Origin of the sequence: Corticicoccus populi (assembly GCF_042686195.1) — a bacterium.
Taxonomy (GTDB): Bacteria; Bacillota; Bacilli; order Staphylococcales; family Salinicoccaceae; genus Corticicoccus; species Corticicoccus populi.
Genome location: NZ_JBHUOQ010000001.1, coordinates 777,951 through 792,645 on the forward strand (window position 1 = coordinate 777,951; position 14,695 = coordinate 792,645).

Annotated in this window: 17 protein-coding genes; 6 read left to right on the forward strand and 11 right to left on the reverse strand. The window is 34.2% G+C overall.

What is annotated here, in order from left to right; all coding sequences use genetic code 11:
• Positions 1-51: 51 nt before the first annotated feature.
• The 3 genes from ACFSX4_RS04075 to ACFSX4_RS04085 all read right to left on the reverse strand — a co-directional run bounded on the left by ACFSX4_RS04075 (position 52) and on the right by ACFSX4_RS04085 (position 2,628).
• Positions 52-531 carry a GNAT family N-acetyltransferase gene (locus tag ACFSX4_RS04075; protein ID WP_377771802.1) on the reverse strand — a complete coding sequence of 160 codons (480 nt, stop codon included), beginning with the start codon at positions 529-531 and terminating at the stop codon, positions 52-54.
• Between the two features lie 218 nt (positions 532-749).
• Positions 750-1,736: a ketoacyl-ACP synthase III gene (locus ACFSX4_RS04080; RefSeq protein ID WP_377771805.1), complete on the reverse strand. Its 987-nt coding sequence runs from the start codon at positions 1,734-1,736 to the stop codon at positions 750-752.
• Between the two features lie 217 nt (positions 1,737-1,953).
• Complete coding sequence (locus ACFSX4_RS04085; RefSeq protein ID WP_377771807.1) at positions 1,954-2,628, reverse strand: HAD family hydrolase; 675 nt, start codon at positions 2,626-2,628, stop codon at positions 1,954-1,956.
• 228 nt (positions 2,629-2,856) lie between these two features.
• On the opposite strand from ACFSX4_RS04085, the gene ACFSX4_RS04090 reads away from it, so the two are divergent.
• The 3 genes from ACFSX4_RS04090 to ACFSX4_RS04100 all read left to right on the forward strand — a co-directional run bounded on the left by ACFSX4_RS04090 (position 2,857) and on the right by ACFSX4_RS04100 (position 5,195).
• Positions 2,857-3,831 carry a S41 family peptidase gene (locus ACFSX4_RS04090; RefSeq protein WP_377771809.1) on the forward strand — a complete coding sequence of 325 codons (975 nt, stop codon included), beginning with the start codon at positions 2,857-2,859 and terminating at the stop codon, positions 3,829-3,831.
• Between the two features lie 122 nt (positions 3,832-3,953).
• Positions 3,954-4,676 carry a DUF5694 domain-containing protein gene (locus ACFSX4_RS04095; protein ID WP_377771811.1) on the forward strand — a complete coding sequence of 241 codons (723 nt, stop codon included), beginning with the start codon at positions 3,954-3,956 and terminating at the stop codon, positions 4,674-4,676.
• Between the two features lie 42 nt (positions 4,677-4,718).
• A complete protein-coding gene (locus tag ACFSX4_RS04100) occupies positions 4,719-5,195 on the forward strand; it encodes a peptide-methionine (S)-S-oxide reductase (RefSeq protein ID WP_377771813.1) in 477 nt (158 codons plus the stop codon).
• A gap of 66 nt (positions 5,196-5,261) precedes the next feature.
• On the opposite strand, the gene ACFSX4_RS04105 is transcribed toward ACFSX4_RS04100, so the two are convergent.
• The 3 genes from ACFSX4_RS04105 to ACFSX4_RS04115 all read right to left on the reverse strand — a co-directional run bounded on the left by ACFSX4_RS04105 (position 5,262) and on the right by ACFSX4_RS04115 (position 7,090).
• Positions 5,262-5,774, reverse strand: coding sequence for a GrpB family protein (locus ACFSX4_RS04105; protein ID WP_377771815.1), 513 nt, complete (start codon positions 5,772-5,774; stop codon positions 5,262-5,264).
• A gap of 28 nt (positions 5,775-5,802) precedes the next feature.
• Positions 5,803-6,543: an SDR family oxidoreductase gene (locus ACFSX4_RS04110; RefSeq protein WP_377771817.1), complete on the reverse strand. Its 741-nt coding sequence runs from the start codon at positions 6,541-6,543 to the stop codon at positions 5,803-5,805.
• Between the two features lie 373 nt (positions 6,544-6,916).
• Positions 6,917-7,090, reverse strand: a complete 174-nt coding sequence (locus tag ACFSX4_RS04115) for a hypothetical protein (RefSeq protein WP_377771819.1) — start codon at positions 7,088-7,090, stop codon at positions 6,917-6,919.
• A gap of 1,098 nt (positions 7,091-8,188) precedes the next feature.
• Between ACFSX4_RS04115 and ACFSX4_RS04120 the strand changes: the two genes are divergently transcribed.
• On the forward strand, positions 8,189-8,488 hold the full coding sequence (locus ACFSX4_RS04120) for a hypothetical protein (protein ID WP_377771821.1): 300 nt from the start codon (positions 8,189-8,191) through the stop codon (positions 8,486-8,488).
• 112 nt (positions 8,489-8,600) lie between these two features.
• Here the strand turns inward: ACFSX4_RS04120 and ACFSX4_RS04125 are convergent, their stop codons facing one another.
• Positions 8,601-9,473 (reverse strand): GNAT family N-acetyltransferase, encoded by an 873-nt coding sequence (locus ACFSX4_RS04125; RefSeq protein ID WP_377771823.1) that lies wholly within the window; start codon positions 9,471-9,473, stop codon positions 8,601-8,603.
• A 111-nt stretch (positions 9,474-9,584) separates the two neighbouring features.
• Entirely contained in the window at positions 9,585-10,799 is a 1,215-nt protein-coding gene (locus tag ACFSX4_RS04130) for a helix-turn-helix domain-containing protein (protein WP_377771825.1), read from the reverse strand.
• A 105-nt stretch (positions 10,800-10,904) separates the two neighbouring features.
• Between ACFSX4_RS04130 and ACFSX4_RS04135 the strand changes: the two genes are divergently transcribed.
• Both ACFSX4_RS04135 and ACFSX4_RS04140 read left to right on the forward strand, forming a co-directional pair.
• A complete protein-coding gene (locus ACFSX4_RS04135) occupies positions 10,905-11,447 on the forward strand; it encodes an MFS transporter (protein WP_377771827.1) in 543 nt (180 codons plus the stop codon).
• 49 nt (positions 11,448-11,496) lie between these two features.
• Complete coding sequence (locus ACFSX4_RS04140) at positions 11,497-12,195, forward strand: hypothetical protein (RefSeq protein ID WP_377771829.1); 699 nt, start codon at positions 11,497-11,499, stop codon at positions 12,193-12,195.
• A gap of 48 nt (positions 12,196-12,243) precedes the next feature.
• Here the strand turns inward: ACFSX4_RS04140 and ACFSX4_RS04145 are convergent, their stop codons facing one another.
• The 3 genes from ACFSX4_RS04145 to ACFSX4_RS04155 form a co-directional block, all read right to left on the reverse strand.
• A complete protein-coding gene (locus ACFSX4_RS04145; protein ID WP_377771831.1) occupies positions 12,244-12,783 on the reverse strand; it encodes a GNAT family N-acetyltransferase in 540 nt (179 codons plus the stop codon).
• A gap of 88 nt (positions 12,784-12,871) precedes the next feature.
• Positions 12,872-13,267, reverse strand: coding sequence for a hypothetical protein (locus tag ACFSX4_RS04150; protein WP_377771833.1), 396 nt, complete (start codon positions 13,265-13,267; stop codon positions 12,872-12,874).
• Complete coding sequence (locus ACFSX4_RS04155; protein WP_377771835.1) at positions 13,260-14,576, reverse strand: Y-family DNA polymerase; 1,317 nt, start codon at positions 14,574-14,576, stop codon at positions 13,260-13,262. The genes ACFSX4_RS04150 and ACFSX4_RS04155 overlap by 8 nt, the downstream gene beginning before the upstream one ends.
• Positions 14,577-14,695 lie beyond the last annotated feature (119 nt).

Sequence of the window (14,695 nt, forward strand, 5' to 3'; positions counted from 1 at the left end):
TTTCTCATCCTATCCGGATTACTATCAACTCATAATTACTTTAGATTTTTATTAATCCAATTTCTTTATTAATTCTATTTCGTCCCTGATTGGTATACCATTATTACCAATCAAAGGGATTTCCGGTTTTAGTTTTCTTGCTTTATTCACAGCATTATTAATAATATTTTTCAGAACAAAACCTCTCTTTTGATAAAATTTCAGTGCTGATAAATTATCATTAGTCGTTATAAGTCTAACAGCGTTACAAGTTTTCTTGACGGCATGTTTTTCTATCTCTTGAACCAAAAATGTCCCTATCCCTTTACCTTCATCTATGCTGTCCAATGATATAATTTCTATTTCTTTTCCTTTTATTATGTAAGTAATTAATCCTATAATTTCTTCTTTATCATTTACTATTGCAAAACCATCTAATTTACTACAATCATAAACACCACTTGAGAGAACCATTTCTGAACTTCCCCAATGAGATTTAAAGAATTTAACTATTTTCTTATTCGGTATATTTTCAGCAGAATATATTTCCATTGTCTTCCTCCAAAAATTGTAAGTATTTCTTAAAGTATATTATACATTACCGAAATGCACCTTAGATTTTACTGAGTATATGTAATATTTATCTTTGATACAGACATTTATCCTAAAGCACTCATCTACCACTTGAATTTTTTATCAAATAAAATTATCCCCTCAATAACACTGGATTGAAGGGATAATACGCTTGTATTCAATTAAAACTATAATTATTAATCTATCGTCCAATTAATTAGAAGGCCGGCATAGGCAAGACCACCGCCGAATCCGTATAAAATTAACTTGTCATCTTTTTTAATCCGGTTTTCTTTAACTGCCAGATCAAGTGCTAAAGGGATGGTTGCGGATGATGTATTACCAAAATACGGAATACTGCTCAAAGTATTTTCTGTAGGAAAATCAATTTTCCTGCATATAGATTCTAGTATTCTGCTGTTTGCACTGTGTGGAACAAACCAGTTAACATCTTTTAATTCAAATGGTGTGTTTGATAGCAGTGAAGGGATATTATTTGCCACTGTGCTAACAGCCCACTTGAACACTTCACGACCATTTTGTACAATCATTCCGTTATCTATGATATCCTGATTAAATATTTTGTCTGAAAGATTCGAACTATACAAACTTCCGCCTTTTTCACCATTCGAACCTAATTGATGTGAGATGAAGCTTGGACTATCTTCAGTATATTCAACAAGCACAGCGCCACCACCGTCACCAAACAATATACAACTACTTCTATCTTCATAATCAGTAATTTTTGATAATGTTTCTGCTCCAACCACTAATATTTTCTTATTAAGTCCTGAAGTAATTAATCCGTTAGCTAAATGCAGTCCGTAGGTAAAACCAGCACATGCAGCATTTAAATCAATTGCTCCTGTTTGAACAAGCCCCAGCCCTGCCTGTACTAATGAAGCTGTGCTGGGTGTGTGGTGATCTGGTGTTAAGGTACAGACTATAATTAAATCCACATCATCCAACGATTTATCATATCTCATTTTTAGGTTTTCTACTGCTTTTATACAAATATCACTTGTAAATTCATCTTTACTGCTGATTCTCCGCTCTTTAATGCCTGTACGTTGAACTATCCAATCATTATCTGTTTCTACTATCTTCTCTAAATCTGTATTTGTCAGCTTTCTACTGGGTACATAGGAACCTATCGCAGTTAATTTCGCTCTTGATTCAACCATATCCACCATCCTTAGTACTAGATTTTAGTATCTGGTGCTAAATTGATGATAACATCTTTTTGGGTTATGTCCAAACCTAAATACTTTTTATTTAGATTTTTCAGATTTTTAAGTCGATTTATTTAATATAGAAAAGAGCTCTCCTGTTATTATTTAAGTAAGCATCAAAGTGCATCATAGCCCTCCAGCCTAACACTTTCCAGATACATATCTTTCCCTACTCTATCCATTTTAAAAGATCACCCATATTTTTGATTTCTTTTGAAGGATGTATGTGTGTATTGTTTTCATGATTCAATGGATTAAACCATACATCATTCATTCCGGCATTTTGACTCCCTTCGACATCCCATTCCAGGTGATCACCGATAAACAAAACCTCTCCCGCCTCCAGTTCAAGATGATTCAGTACCATATCAAATATTCTTCTGTCAGGTTTTCTCACTCCTGCTTCTTCTGAAATAAGGATTGTTTTAAAGTATGCATCGAGTCCACTATTTTTAATTTTGGCGTTTTGTCTTTCACTTGTACCATTCGTTACAATTGCCATTTTCACTTTGGAGGATATTTTGTCAAGAATGCTTAATGTTTCTTGATCTGCCTTAAAACATTTCGGAAAATATGTATTCCAAAATTCCATCATTTCATCCTTGTCCATTTCAATATCCGGAGGAAACGTTTCAAAAAATGGTTCTAAAACTTTTGTTTTATCAGCCTTTCCAAAGTTTTCTTTATCATAATGCCTGAACTGATACAGCATTTTATCAGTATCTATATCACCTGAAGAGTTGTAATACTTTTCAACAAGCAAATATAATAATTCGTCTACCGCTACATTTCTGTCTAATAAAGTATCATCCAAATCAAAAATAACTGCCTTATACTTTTTCATAAGTTTTCACCCCTTTATTCATATTTCAGAACTATCTCTTTAATATAAAACAATTTCATTTATATTCCAATTTTTCTAATTATTCATGAATTATGCTACACTTGAAATGATTTAATACATAGAAATCGCATTAATACGAGAGATACGCGACAATTTTTTCTTTTAATATTTTAAAATCAGAGTTCAAATCTGCACGTTATTAACGGTTGACCATAAGGAGTCGTTTTCATGAGACAAAAACTAAAATCTATCTTCCGATTGAAGACAGTCGGTATATCTATATTTTCATTAACACTCGTGTCACTCATCATTACTATACTTTATCGCTTTGCCCCCTATTTCGGCAGATATTTCTTTAAACCATCTCCAAAACATTACGGTGAAATTGCTTTAAATACTATTCACCTGCAGGCACTTTATGCCACAGGTGATTCCTGGGAGAAGAAATATAAAATATTACACAGTAAAATTAAAAGCTGCAGGACCTATGAAGAGACTCTTCCATTTATTAGTGAGGCCTTAAAAGCAGGTGGTGGGAACCATTCATTTTTAATGAAGCCTGACATGGGAAAGACTTCTAAAATGCCCATGGAATATCCGAGAATTGATACTAAAGACGATTATTTATATATTAATATTCCACGATTTTCAGGGACACCAGAAGAATGTCAGAAATTTAAAGATATCATTGAATCTTCGCTGCTGAACAAAAGTTTTGAAAATGTCATCATTGACTTACGAGAAAACAGCGGTGGTAATATGGGACCGATGATCACAGGTTTAACCTCACTGTTAAATGATGGACATTTAATCTCTTTTGTTATGAAAGACCATTCCGAATTTAAAGTGAATATTGAAGATGGTGAAATTAGGAATGCAGGTACACCGACGACTGTTAAGCACAGAAAATTTGTAAGGGTAAATAAGATAGCTGTATTAATCAGCGGCCGGACAGCAAGTTCCGGTGAGATTATCGCAATTTCATTTGACGGTGTTCCAAATACTAAAATTTTCGGAGAAAAAAGTGCTGGATTCACTACCAGCAACAATACCGTTACTTTATATGACGGTGTCATGCTGAATATTACAACATCCAAACTTAAGACCAGAACCGGAAAAATCTATGAAAACAATCCAATTGTTCCTGATGTAGAAACTAGTCATCCATATGAAGACGCTGTTGAATGGTTTAAAACTGTTTAAATGAAAGACCTCCTCATCAATTTGATGAGGAATTTTTCTATAAATAAGTTAAATATCATTTAACTTATAACTATAATATGATATATTATAGTTATAATACATTTAATAAAGGTGTGGTGGGCATGAAACCGGAAATACTTATTGTTGGAACTTTTCACTTTTTTTCTACAACTGATTTAATAAAAAATGATGACTTATTTAATCAAGAAGAGCATTATAACGAGGTGATTGAACTAATTGACATTCTGAAAAAGTTCAAACCTTCTGCTCTGGCAGCTGAGTGGACAAAAGACACACAAAGTATTCTTGATAAGCAGTACCAGTCATACTTAGAAAATGATTTTAATCTATCTGAAAATGAAATTCATCAAATATTATTCAGACTGGGACAGTCTGAAAATATTCCCCGTATTAATGCTGTTGATTGGATGGATTCCATCGGAGAAAGGAATTTTGGAGACATAATAGAATGGGCAAAGAAAAATCAACACGAATTCTATACAGAATTAATTGAAAAAATTTCAGTAAATGAACTAACCAAAGGTGACTCTCTGATGAAAAATTTCAAAAAAATTAATGATGAGAATAGTATTTTCCACAGTCATCAGGCACATCTTAAAGTCTCACAAATAGGAAGTGAAACAGACTATATTGGTATTGACTGGGTAAGATGGTGGTACCAAAGAAATTTGATTATTTATAAAAATTTAATTGATATCATAAATGAGGGACACTCCAGAGTTTTACTGCTCGTCGGTGGTGCGCACATTCATCTTGTCCGCCAATTCCTTGAAGAAACAGGAGAAGCAAACGTTTTAACATTTAATGACTTGGATATTACATAAATATTCTATTATAATGAATTCAAAAAGACAGGAGAATTAATGATGGCAGTTGTATATTTAGCCGGTGGATGTTTATGGGGAGTTCAGGAATTCGTAAAAACACTTCCTGGTGTGATATCCACAGAAGCCGGACGTGTGAATGGCAGCAGTAACGACTTAGATGGAAATTATGATGGCTATGCGGAGTGTGTTAAAACTGAATTTAACCCGGAAGTTGTGTCAGTAAAATCACTCATGACATATTTATTTGAAATAATTGACCCCTACAGTATCAACCAGCAGGGAGAGGATGTCGGAGAAAAGTATCGAACAGGCTTCTACAGTGAAGATTCTCTTCTTTTAAAAGAAGCGGAACGTTTTATTCTCGAAAGAGATGATAAAGAGCGTATTGCTGTAGAGGTACTGCCTCTCAGAAACTACATTAAAAGTGCTGATGAACATCAGAACCGTCTGGAAAGATATCCGGAGGATATCAGTTACTGTCACATCCCGCCTACGCTGCTTAATAAATATACCTAGAAAAGGTACAGACAGCTTTCAAAAACGAGGAGCTGTCTGTACCTTTTATTCTAAGTTTTATCCAGTTTAATATTCATATTTCTCTAAAACATCATGTATAAACCCCGTCTTCATCTCCGCATATTTATGTTTATCTTCTGCATGGGCTTCAACCAATTTTATTTTCAATAATTCATATCTCTCTTTGATACTGTTGTTTTTACGCAGTATATCTCTAAATGTAATCTGCTCTTCTAAAAAGGAATTTCCTTTCTCGAACAAATGAATCTGATGGGTTCTGGGCTCCCCTTTTATAAAATAGTATCTTTCCGGAAGAATACTACTGCCCATATTTTTATACCCTATACGCTCAAGTCCTTGAATATATTCTTTAATATCTTCAAAGTTGTTAATTTCCATTCCAATATCAAGAATAGGTTTTGCTTTTAAACCCTCTACACTCGTGCTTCCAATATGATGAACTCTAATATTTTCATCAGGAAATACACTTTCTATTTTGTTTTTCTCGATAATAAAAGTCTCGGCCCATTCCTTTGTCCACTCTGATAAAAATACAGTTCCTCTTGGGAGACCAAGCATATGCAGCACCTCTTCAAATATTCTAGTCTTACCTTAAAAATCCACCCTCGCTATTAATGACCTGTCCTGTAATCCATTGCCCTTTATCGCTGTGAAGGAATGAAATCAAGTTCGCAATATCAGAGGGTTTCCCCCACCGCTTCTGATTAAAACGTGATTCAATTTCCTTATACACTGATTCATTTTCATCAATATATCCTGTATCCGTCGGACCCGGGTTCACTGCATTAATCCTAATATTTTCTTCACCCACCAGGAATGATAAGTGAAGCGGCAAGTTTGCAACGCCTGCTTTAGAGACTGCATACGGTATTTCACTAATCATTGGACCCAGTAGCTGACCGGATGAGAACAATGTAATACAGCCCTGTTCACTGTTAAACTGTTTTTTAAATGCCTGTACGAGCAGCATAGATGCAGTAATATTTGTAATAAGATGTTTGTTAATTTCTTCAAAGCTCCAGTCTTTGAAATGACTTTGAGTGCTGTATGCATGGCATAATACCAAGTGATTGATATTACCATTCGACTCAATCATTTTAGCTAGTTCTTGTATTCCATCTTCAGTAGATAAATCAGAATCAGCTAATTTAACGACATCCCCTTCAAATTCTGCTGCTGAATCTTTATCTTTGTAAAGCATCTGTTGATCATATTGATTTAACCCATGTACAATCACATTAAATCCTTCATTTAAAAAGTGTCGTGCTATTTCTGTACCAATACTCCCCGGGCGACTCACTCCTGTAATTAATACTGTGTTAGACATAATGTCCTCCTATTAATTATTTAATATAAAAAGTTCTATCACACATCTGTGTGATAAATCCAGGTACGTGACAAGTGATTAATATTTTATATAACACTAGTGCAGCATATCCAAGATCATATATGCTGCACTATCTCACTTAAACTCATTTTTCTTTTCCTCATCTAACTTTGCGATTCCTATACCAGTATAACCTAGTACAATTGCAAAGATAAACCCTACATAACACAGGAGCATAACTAAACGTAGAAACTCCCAAAGTTCCAGCCATAAACACTCCTGCTGATGACCATGAAATTAATGGAACAGTGACTGTTGCAGTCAGATTACCTGTCAAAAACAATACTGTTATTTTAGATAGAAAAAAACCTCTTCATAGAAGGTTTTTTAAAGACTGAAAATCATGGGGAGCACACCTCATGTAAAGACCCACACAATAAATCCAAAAACCCAAAGGCACACCAATCCATTCCGGCCACACTTCAAACAATCCTGCGGTCATCACTACAAATCCTAACGCCAACAACATATATGGTTTTTCATTCATTTAGTATCACTCCTTTACTTATTCTCCTCATAATAATTAATTTTAATTTTAATTTTAATAGCAAACAGACAAAAGTATGACTGGTAACGGAGTTACTTGAAGAATAGAGATTTCATTTTTTATTTATACTATATTCTAGACATAATTTATAAATACTACATGAAATCATTTATCGCTTCTCACAGAAGCAAGGAACTCATAACAGGTATGAGTCTACATTCTGTGAGAGCGATTTTTCATGCAAAATAGAGTATCGAACAACCACTTGAAAGTCTTATATTTTGAACAGAACAAAAGATAGATGTAAATTTTAAGCATTATTAGATACATTAACTAAAATTTGATTGTATTTACGTTTTAGAATTTTAAAAAAAGGTATGAGAAATAAAAAACTAGAGGTGTTATTATTATTAAATATATTAGATATGGTCTAACAGCTTTTCTTATTTCACTAACATCCTCAGCATATTCAAAAGAGACGATTGAATTATCTGATGTTGGTTGGGCATCTTTTTTTGGACTATTATGTGTAGGAGTTTATTATTTAACACAAAATCCCTTTCATAAAGATGATGATGCAGAAAAAGATAATGATAATTAACTGAACTGTAACCCGAATAATAGAGAGCTTATAAAAAGTATCTCTTATTCGCGTTTTCCTATGCCCTAAAGGTCGTCTTGTTTATTCTTACGTCAATGTCATGAAAATGATAGTATTATTTATTTTGATTTCTTCTAAATCCTATTAAGTAATTTTACACTTAATTTAAAAAAGTGTAAAATTAGGTAAAGGAGTGAGTGCGAATGAGCCTCTCAATGTATGACAAAATATCATTACCTATTATGATTATTATCTTTTTTATTATACTGTTTTCATTAATCAGTGAGCCGACGTTAATAAAAGTCGGATTTCTAATCATTCCTATTATTTATTTCTTTAATATATTTTTAAAATTAAAGAAATCTAAGACCTAAAGATCATGGATTTAAAAATGAGTATGACCTGATGGTGAAATCACCCATGAATCTGAAAGTATTAAGAATGTCTCTAGTATTGAGGGAAGGTAAAGCTGTGCGTTTTCAAAGGAGTTGTTTAATTTGAGTATCGAAGCACTCATTATCATCGGAGTAATTCTTTTAATTATTATTTATTTGATAACTGACTTAATTGCTTGGAAAAAAAATAAAGAAATAACATTCTATGCAGATATAATCGCCCCATTTTCAGTATTCACGCTATCTATGATTATCCCTATTATGTATCCTGAACCAGAATACTGGGCAATTGCGATACCCCTTATCATGGCAAGAGTATTTGTTCCTATTTCATTGGTATTTACAATAATTAAAGTGATAGTAATATTTATAAGAAAGAATAAGAGAAGCAGCTCAAATTGACGCTTTCCTAAACTTTAATACTGCCATCTACAACCAGATGACACCAGCCATAAAAATAACCTCTATTCTATCCCACTAGAATGAGGCCATTTTGAAAACACGATTTAAACACTTATTGAATTTCGTAGCTCTCTAAAATATATTTATCTTTAAAACCAACAGATTTATATAAATTTATTGCTTTCTCATTAGTACTTGATACACAAATATCTACTTCCTCAATAGTTGGATAAGAGAAAATTTGATTTAGTGCATCCTCAATAAGCTTCTTCCCGATTCCATTACCTCGTAAATCAGGATCTACAGACACATATTCAATATTAGCTTCTTTATGTTTTGGTTGAGTTTCGATATACACATATCCTTTGATATTTGTATCGTCATTTTTCATTAATAGTAAAGTGTTCTCTTCATTTATTCTATTTATAATTTCATTAGCGTTAAAGTAAGTCTTAGGAAAAGCTGTATTATGCAGCTCTTCAAAGGATTTTTGATAAGCTTTTTCAAATTTTATCGACTCAGTTACACCTATACTAGAAATAGTATCCTTAGTTATGCTGAATACAAAATCTGTCCCTGAAAACTTAGCATTATTTTTCTGTAAAAATTCTTTTACATATAAGTTATTTTCATTTATAAAAAAGGAAAATGACTTTACATCTTCCGGAGCTTTTAATAGAATATCATTCCACAACTTTTGTGCTATTTCTATATCATTGTTTGTAACAAAGGGTCCCCATACATCAGCATATTGATCTTCAAGGTCTATATCTAATCCAATTGCTCCAATTATTTCAGCGTCATTATAAGCCACTAAAAATGAATCATTAATGCTTAAATCAGAGAAATCATTCATTAAAGAATCGTGGATTTCTTCCCTTTCTTCCCCACAAAATCCAATATGAGCTGCACTTTGTGCATTCATTTTTTCAAGATAAATAGAAAGTTCTTTTATATCCTTTGGTGGAATAATTTTAACATTCATAACATAATTCCTTTCTAGTGATTTTATACCCAACTATTCCTTTTTGAATATTTGAAAGTCCAAAAAATACTTAATTATACAAAACTTGAGATTTCATAAAGTATTAATCCGTCACTGGTTAATAATCTCCTTTATTTCGTATAATTCTTTTGCAAATATCATATGCGAAATATCTTTCACTTCACGCTCTATTCTGTCGAATTCTGATACAGCCTTCGATTTTTCTCCGAGATAATACAGGCATAACGGATATACACACTGCCGAATGGCAATTGTCATTCTATCTACCTGATGGTTTGCTGAATGTCTGTGATAATATTCTTTCTTAAATTCTTTCAATACTTTTTCATACTCACCACTGAAATAATACAGTTCCAACTGAAAAATCGGTAAATAAAACTCCAGAAATTTGAACTCAGACTCCTTATTTCTTTCAAGGTAATCTTTAAGCAGTAACCTCTCTTTTTCTTCATCTTCAACCAGTAGAAACTTTAATGTAACCGGTGATTCCTTATTTAGAAAAAGAGCATCATATTTAGGGTCATCATTAAAATCAATATACGATTTTATTTTTTTAAAATAATACTGGTACTCTGAATCATTCAACAGCCCATAATAGCAGCTCATTAGATTATTCAGAGTAAGATAGTTTTTAAAACTCTGTAACTTGTGACACATTCCAATCGCTTCACGCGAATATTTTACAAATGCCGCTTCATCTATAGACACTGAAAATAAAGCGAGCATAAAATAATACTCAAGTTTAATCTCCGGCACTGTTTCTGCAATCACTTCGACCTCATCATACAGGTCGAGTAATTTATTGAATGTTTTCTCATAATTATATTGATTGATGTATGATACAGCATCATCAATTTTGTCCTTCACAGCAAGATGCTCAAGACCAAGACGATTATAATAATCATAGATTCTGCTGCTGATATCATCCGCTTTTCTATCATCGTACTGTCTTCGAAAATATCCTCTCAAATACAAGTACACCCGGACACCGGTTTCTGTTTGACTGATTTTATCCATATTCGGAATGATTTCATTCTGGACTACTTCTTCCGGATAATTAAAATCATCATAAATTCTAAGTTTTTTAAATATCTCCCGTGTCCATGCTTCGTCACCTTCCTGCGTTAAATATGAAACCGGAACGCCCAGTTTTTTCGCAAGGTAATTTAATGTTTCGAGTGACGGGTCTGATTTATCATTTTCAATAATGCTTAACATATTCTTTGTGATTCTATCTCCGGCTAAATCCGTCTGTGTTAATTTTTTTTCTTTCCTAAGTGTTCTAATACGCTGACCGAGTGTCATTATTATCACCTCTAGTTAAATTATATTTAACTTAATATTGACTTTCAAGTTTTTCTGCTTTATATTAAATACCAAATCATAAGTTAAACTACATTTAACAAAGGTGTGATATTTATCTTCCATCGTTCTGTACCTTTATATGAAAGAGCAAATTTTATTATTTATATTTTAAGCCGTTTATCCGTTAACCTGGGTCAAAGTGTATTTATGTTTGCCGTGACATACTTCATCATGTACGAAACCGGATCCGCACTGTATTTCTCTATCAACCTCGTGATTAGTATGGTGGTCAGTTTTATCGTTCTGCCCTTTTCCGGCTATTTAAGTGATTTCAAAAATAAGAAAAGAATTATATTATACGGAGAAGGCATACAGGTATTACTCATTCTTTCTTTTTTCGGACTTGTTACTTTTTCAGGTGTCAATTTGTTTGTGATATATACTTACACCTTCTTAAGCAGCCTGGTATCTCCATTTATCAGTAATGCCTTTCAGTCTGCCATTGTAGAACTCTTTGATAAATCCCGGATACAGAAAGTGACCGGCTATACAGCTTCTATACTGTCTTCTGTCATTATCGGCGGCCCGATACTTGCAGGCATATTATTCGGGTTATTAGAATTTAATCAAATGATACTCCTTTTTTGATTTTCTACAGCATTTCTTTTTTTCTAGATTTTTTCTTAAGTTACATTCTATGGATAATACAATTGAGGATACTAATGAAGATAACAAAAACTATATCAAAGAATTTACTGAAGGGCTTCGCTTTATTTTAAATCATGAATTATTCAGTAAAACACTGATTGTTTTTATCGGTATTAACTTCTTTGGGTCATTTCTTGCAGTACTTCCGGAAAAAATGATGATTAATGAATTGAACTTCCTTCCGGAGCAGGTGGGCATTGTAAATGCTGTTGCAGGTACCGGTATACTTATTGGGGGATATATGATTGGTAAACGAAAAAACATTAAGAACCCTTTAGCATATATGAAATTCGGATTTACATTATCCATACTGTTAATCCCTTTATATATCCTTCCTATTTATCTCGACATGGGTTCTACTGTCTCTGTTCTTTATATCGCATTATTGTTCTTTATGTACTTGTTTCTAAACCAAATCTCTAATGTTCCTTTTTTGTCTTTTATACAGATTGTTGTCCCGCATAAAATCAAAGGCAGGTTCTTTGCAGCAACCCAGGTGGTGAATATGGTACTCAATCCGCTTGGCGTCATTTTATTCAGTCTCTTATACGACTTAGGATATTACTGGCAGGTCCATTTGATTGTGACAGTTATTTTGCTTCTGCTTATTTTCACTATGATTAGAAAGACATTATTAAAGAAATCTGAACAACTATATATACAGGCATTACACAAAGATGAACACTAACAACATGAGGTCATAGTCTTTACTGAAGTATTTCTATTTTGAAAATTATTACCATGCGGTTCCCCTGATATCAATATCACCTTTTGGAAAGTCAGCAATCCCGTTATTTATGGCAGATACCAGTATCGGATCACCTGTTCTTACAATTTTCTTGTGACTAAAGTTCTCAAGGAATATTTCTGTACGATAAATTCTGGTGAAACCACATGATTCATAAAATCTCACCACTTCTTCCCGGCACCCTAAATATGCAAAATCTGCTGTCTGATTGTATTTAAGATAGCTTTTCAGTTCTCTCATCATATTTTGAGCAAGCTTCTGGTTTCGAAAACCCGGTGCAACCAGTACACCGCCTATTCCTGCTGCAGATACTTCAGTGCCTCCTACTGAAATCATACGCTGCTCAGCACCAATATGCCCTACCAAATTATTTTCATTATCAAAAGCCAGAGTTCTGACAGATGCCGGTGAATAACCATAGGGGTCATTCCTTGTCCACTGAGCATCTGTATATTCTTGATTAAACAACATCTCAATTTGTTTAATTACTTTATCTGAGCACTCATTGTCCAATACTGTTTTAATCATTACAGTTAACCACCTTTACAATATTTGTACTGCCGTTATTTAGACTTCACACTACTGTATTATATAATTCAACTGCTTTTCAGAGGAGCTACTCTCCTTCATACCACTCTTCCACCCTCATAATTTCTGCATTTCTTATTTCCTCTATCATACAGTTGACTGAGCGGCCGTCCTTAAGCTGCAGGTATATTCTGTTATCAGCATATCCGGAAACTTTACATTTCAGATCCTGATAATAATAACCGTTCTTTAATATATTCGCCTGTATCCGGACTGGATAATGATAAGTAAATGACTGGAATAATATATTGGATATTTCTGTGTCTGTCATTTCCGCCTTTGCTTTCACTTCTCTTTTCCTGCTGTCCTGTGATTCTTTCTTCAGGGCCTCGGAGTGATCACTGAGCATCATCCCGAGCCACTTCACAATACCCCGGTCTTTATATTTCAAATCGTCAGGTGTTACTTTTTTACTGTTACTCATTTTTCTCACCCTTCCCAGAGCGGTGGCCGCCGAGTAAAGTTGCTCTGTATTTTGCCATAGCTCCATCCATCAGACTCGATGCATGGAGGATCGATGTATAACCGTACTTCCTTCTCATCTTGTCTACCGTTTGATCTAAATGCTCCCCCTTTATATTTTCTTCCACAGGTTCAAATAAATTCAGCTGCATATCCAGATTTTGTTTCTTTTCAAAATGCCCGAAAGTAATATTTACTGTCCGTACAGGATAGCCTTCATAATGTCTGCCAAAGATCAGAAGGAGATATTCTTTTAATTTCTTTGATGAATCTGTCGGGTCAATTGTCATATGTTTACTAAAGCCGTCTTCCGGCACATTTTTTGAATAGCCGATGTACAGCCCGACTCTCGAAGTGACAAAGCCGTGTTTTCTCATCCTGACAGCATTCTCATCAGTCATTTCCCTTATCACAATCTCCACGTCTGTCTTTTTGACATAGTCTGTATTCAGAATCTGATTTCTTGAGAATGACGTACTTTTCGGTGTGTATTTGTCCGATATTTCTGACCGGTCAACACCGTGGGCATGAAAGAATAACTGCTCACCAATGACTCCGAACTCTTTTTTCAACTGTTTCAAATCATACTGGGATAAATCATAAATACTTTGAATACCAAGGCGGTTCAGGGCACGCTCCATCCTGTGTCCGATTCCCCAAAATTTGCTGAGGGGTTTAATCGGCCAGACTTTTTCCTGTACATCTGTATAATGCCAGACGCTTATAAAATGATTTAAGGCATCGTGTTTTGCATCGTGGTCTAGAGCAAGCTTCGCAAGGAGCGGATTATCCCCCATGCCGATTGTCAGTACCAGTCCGAGCTCTTTCCACACATCTCTTTGAATTTTGCGCATCATTCTGTAAGGAGAGCCGAACAAATGGTGATACTTAGTAATATCCAAAAACGACTCGTCAATAGAATACACCAGAATATCCTCCTCCTGAACATAACGTTTAAAGATACGCTGTATATCAAGATTTCGCTCTACATACAATGCCATTCTCGGTTCAACAATTTCTATGTCTGCACCAGGAGGGATTTCATATATTCTTGTTCCTGTCTGAACGCCGTACTCTTCCTTTATACGGGGAGAGGATGCAAGAACCAGTCCACCCTTATTTTCAGGCTTTGACACTACGGCAATTCTTGCTTCGAGAGGATTCTGCCCGCGCTCAGCCGCTTCTACTGATGCGAAAAAAGACTTTGCATCTACACATATCACCTGTCTTTTCTTCTCGTCGACATAATCAATCGTAAATATATCACTCATCTCATCACCGCCTTCCTATCTGTCTGTGTTCTCATCATTATTATACGAACATACGTTCTGTCAGTCAAGAAAATAAAATCCCGCCCCCTGATAAAGAGAACGAGATTTTTATTCCAAAA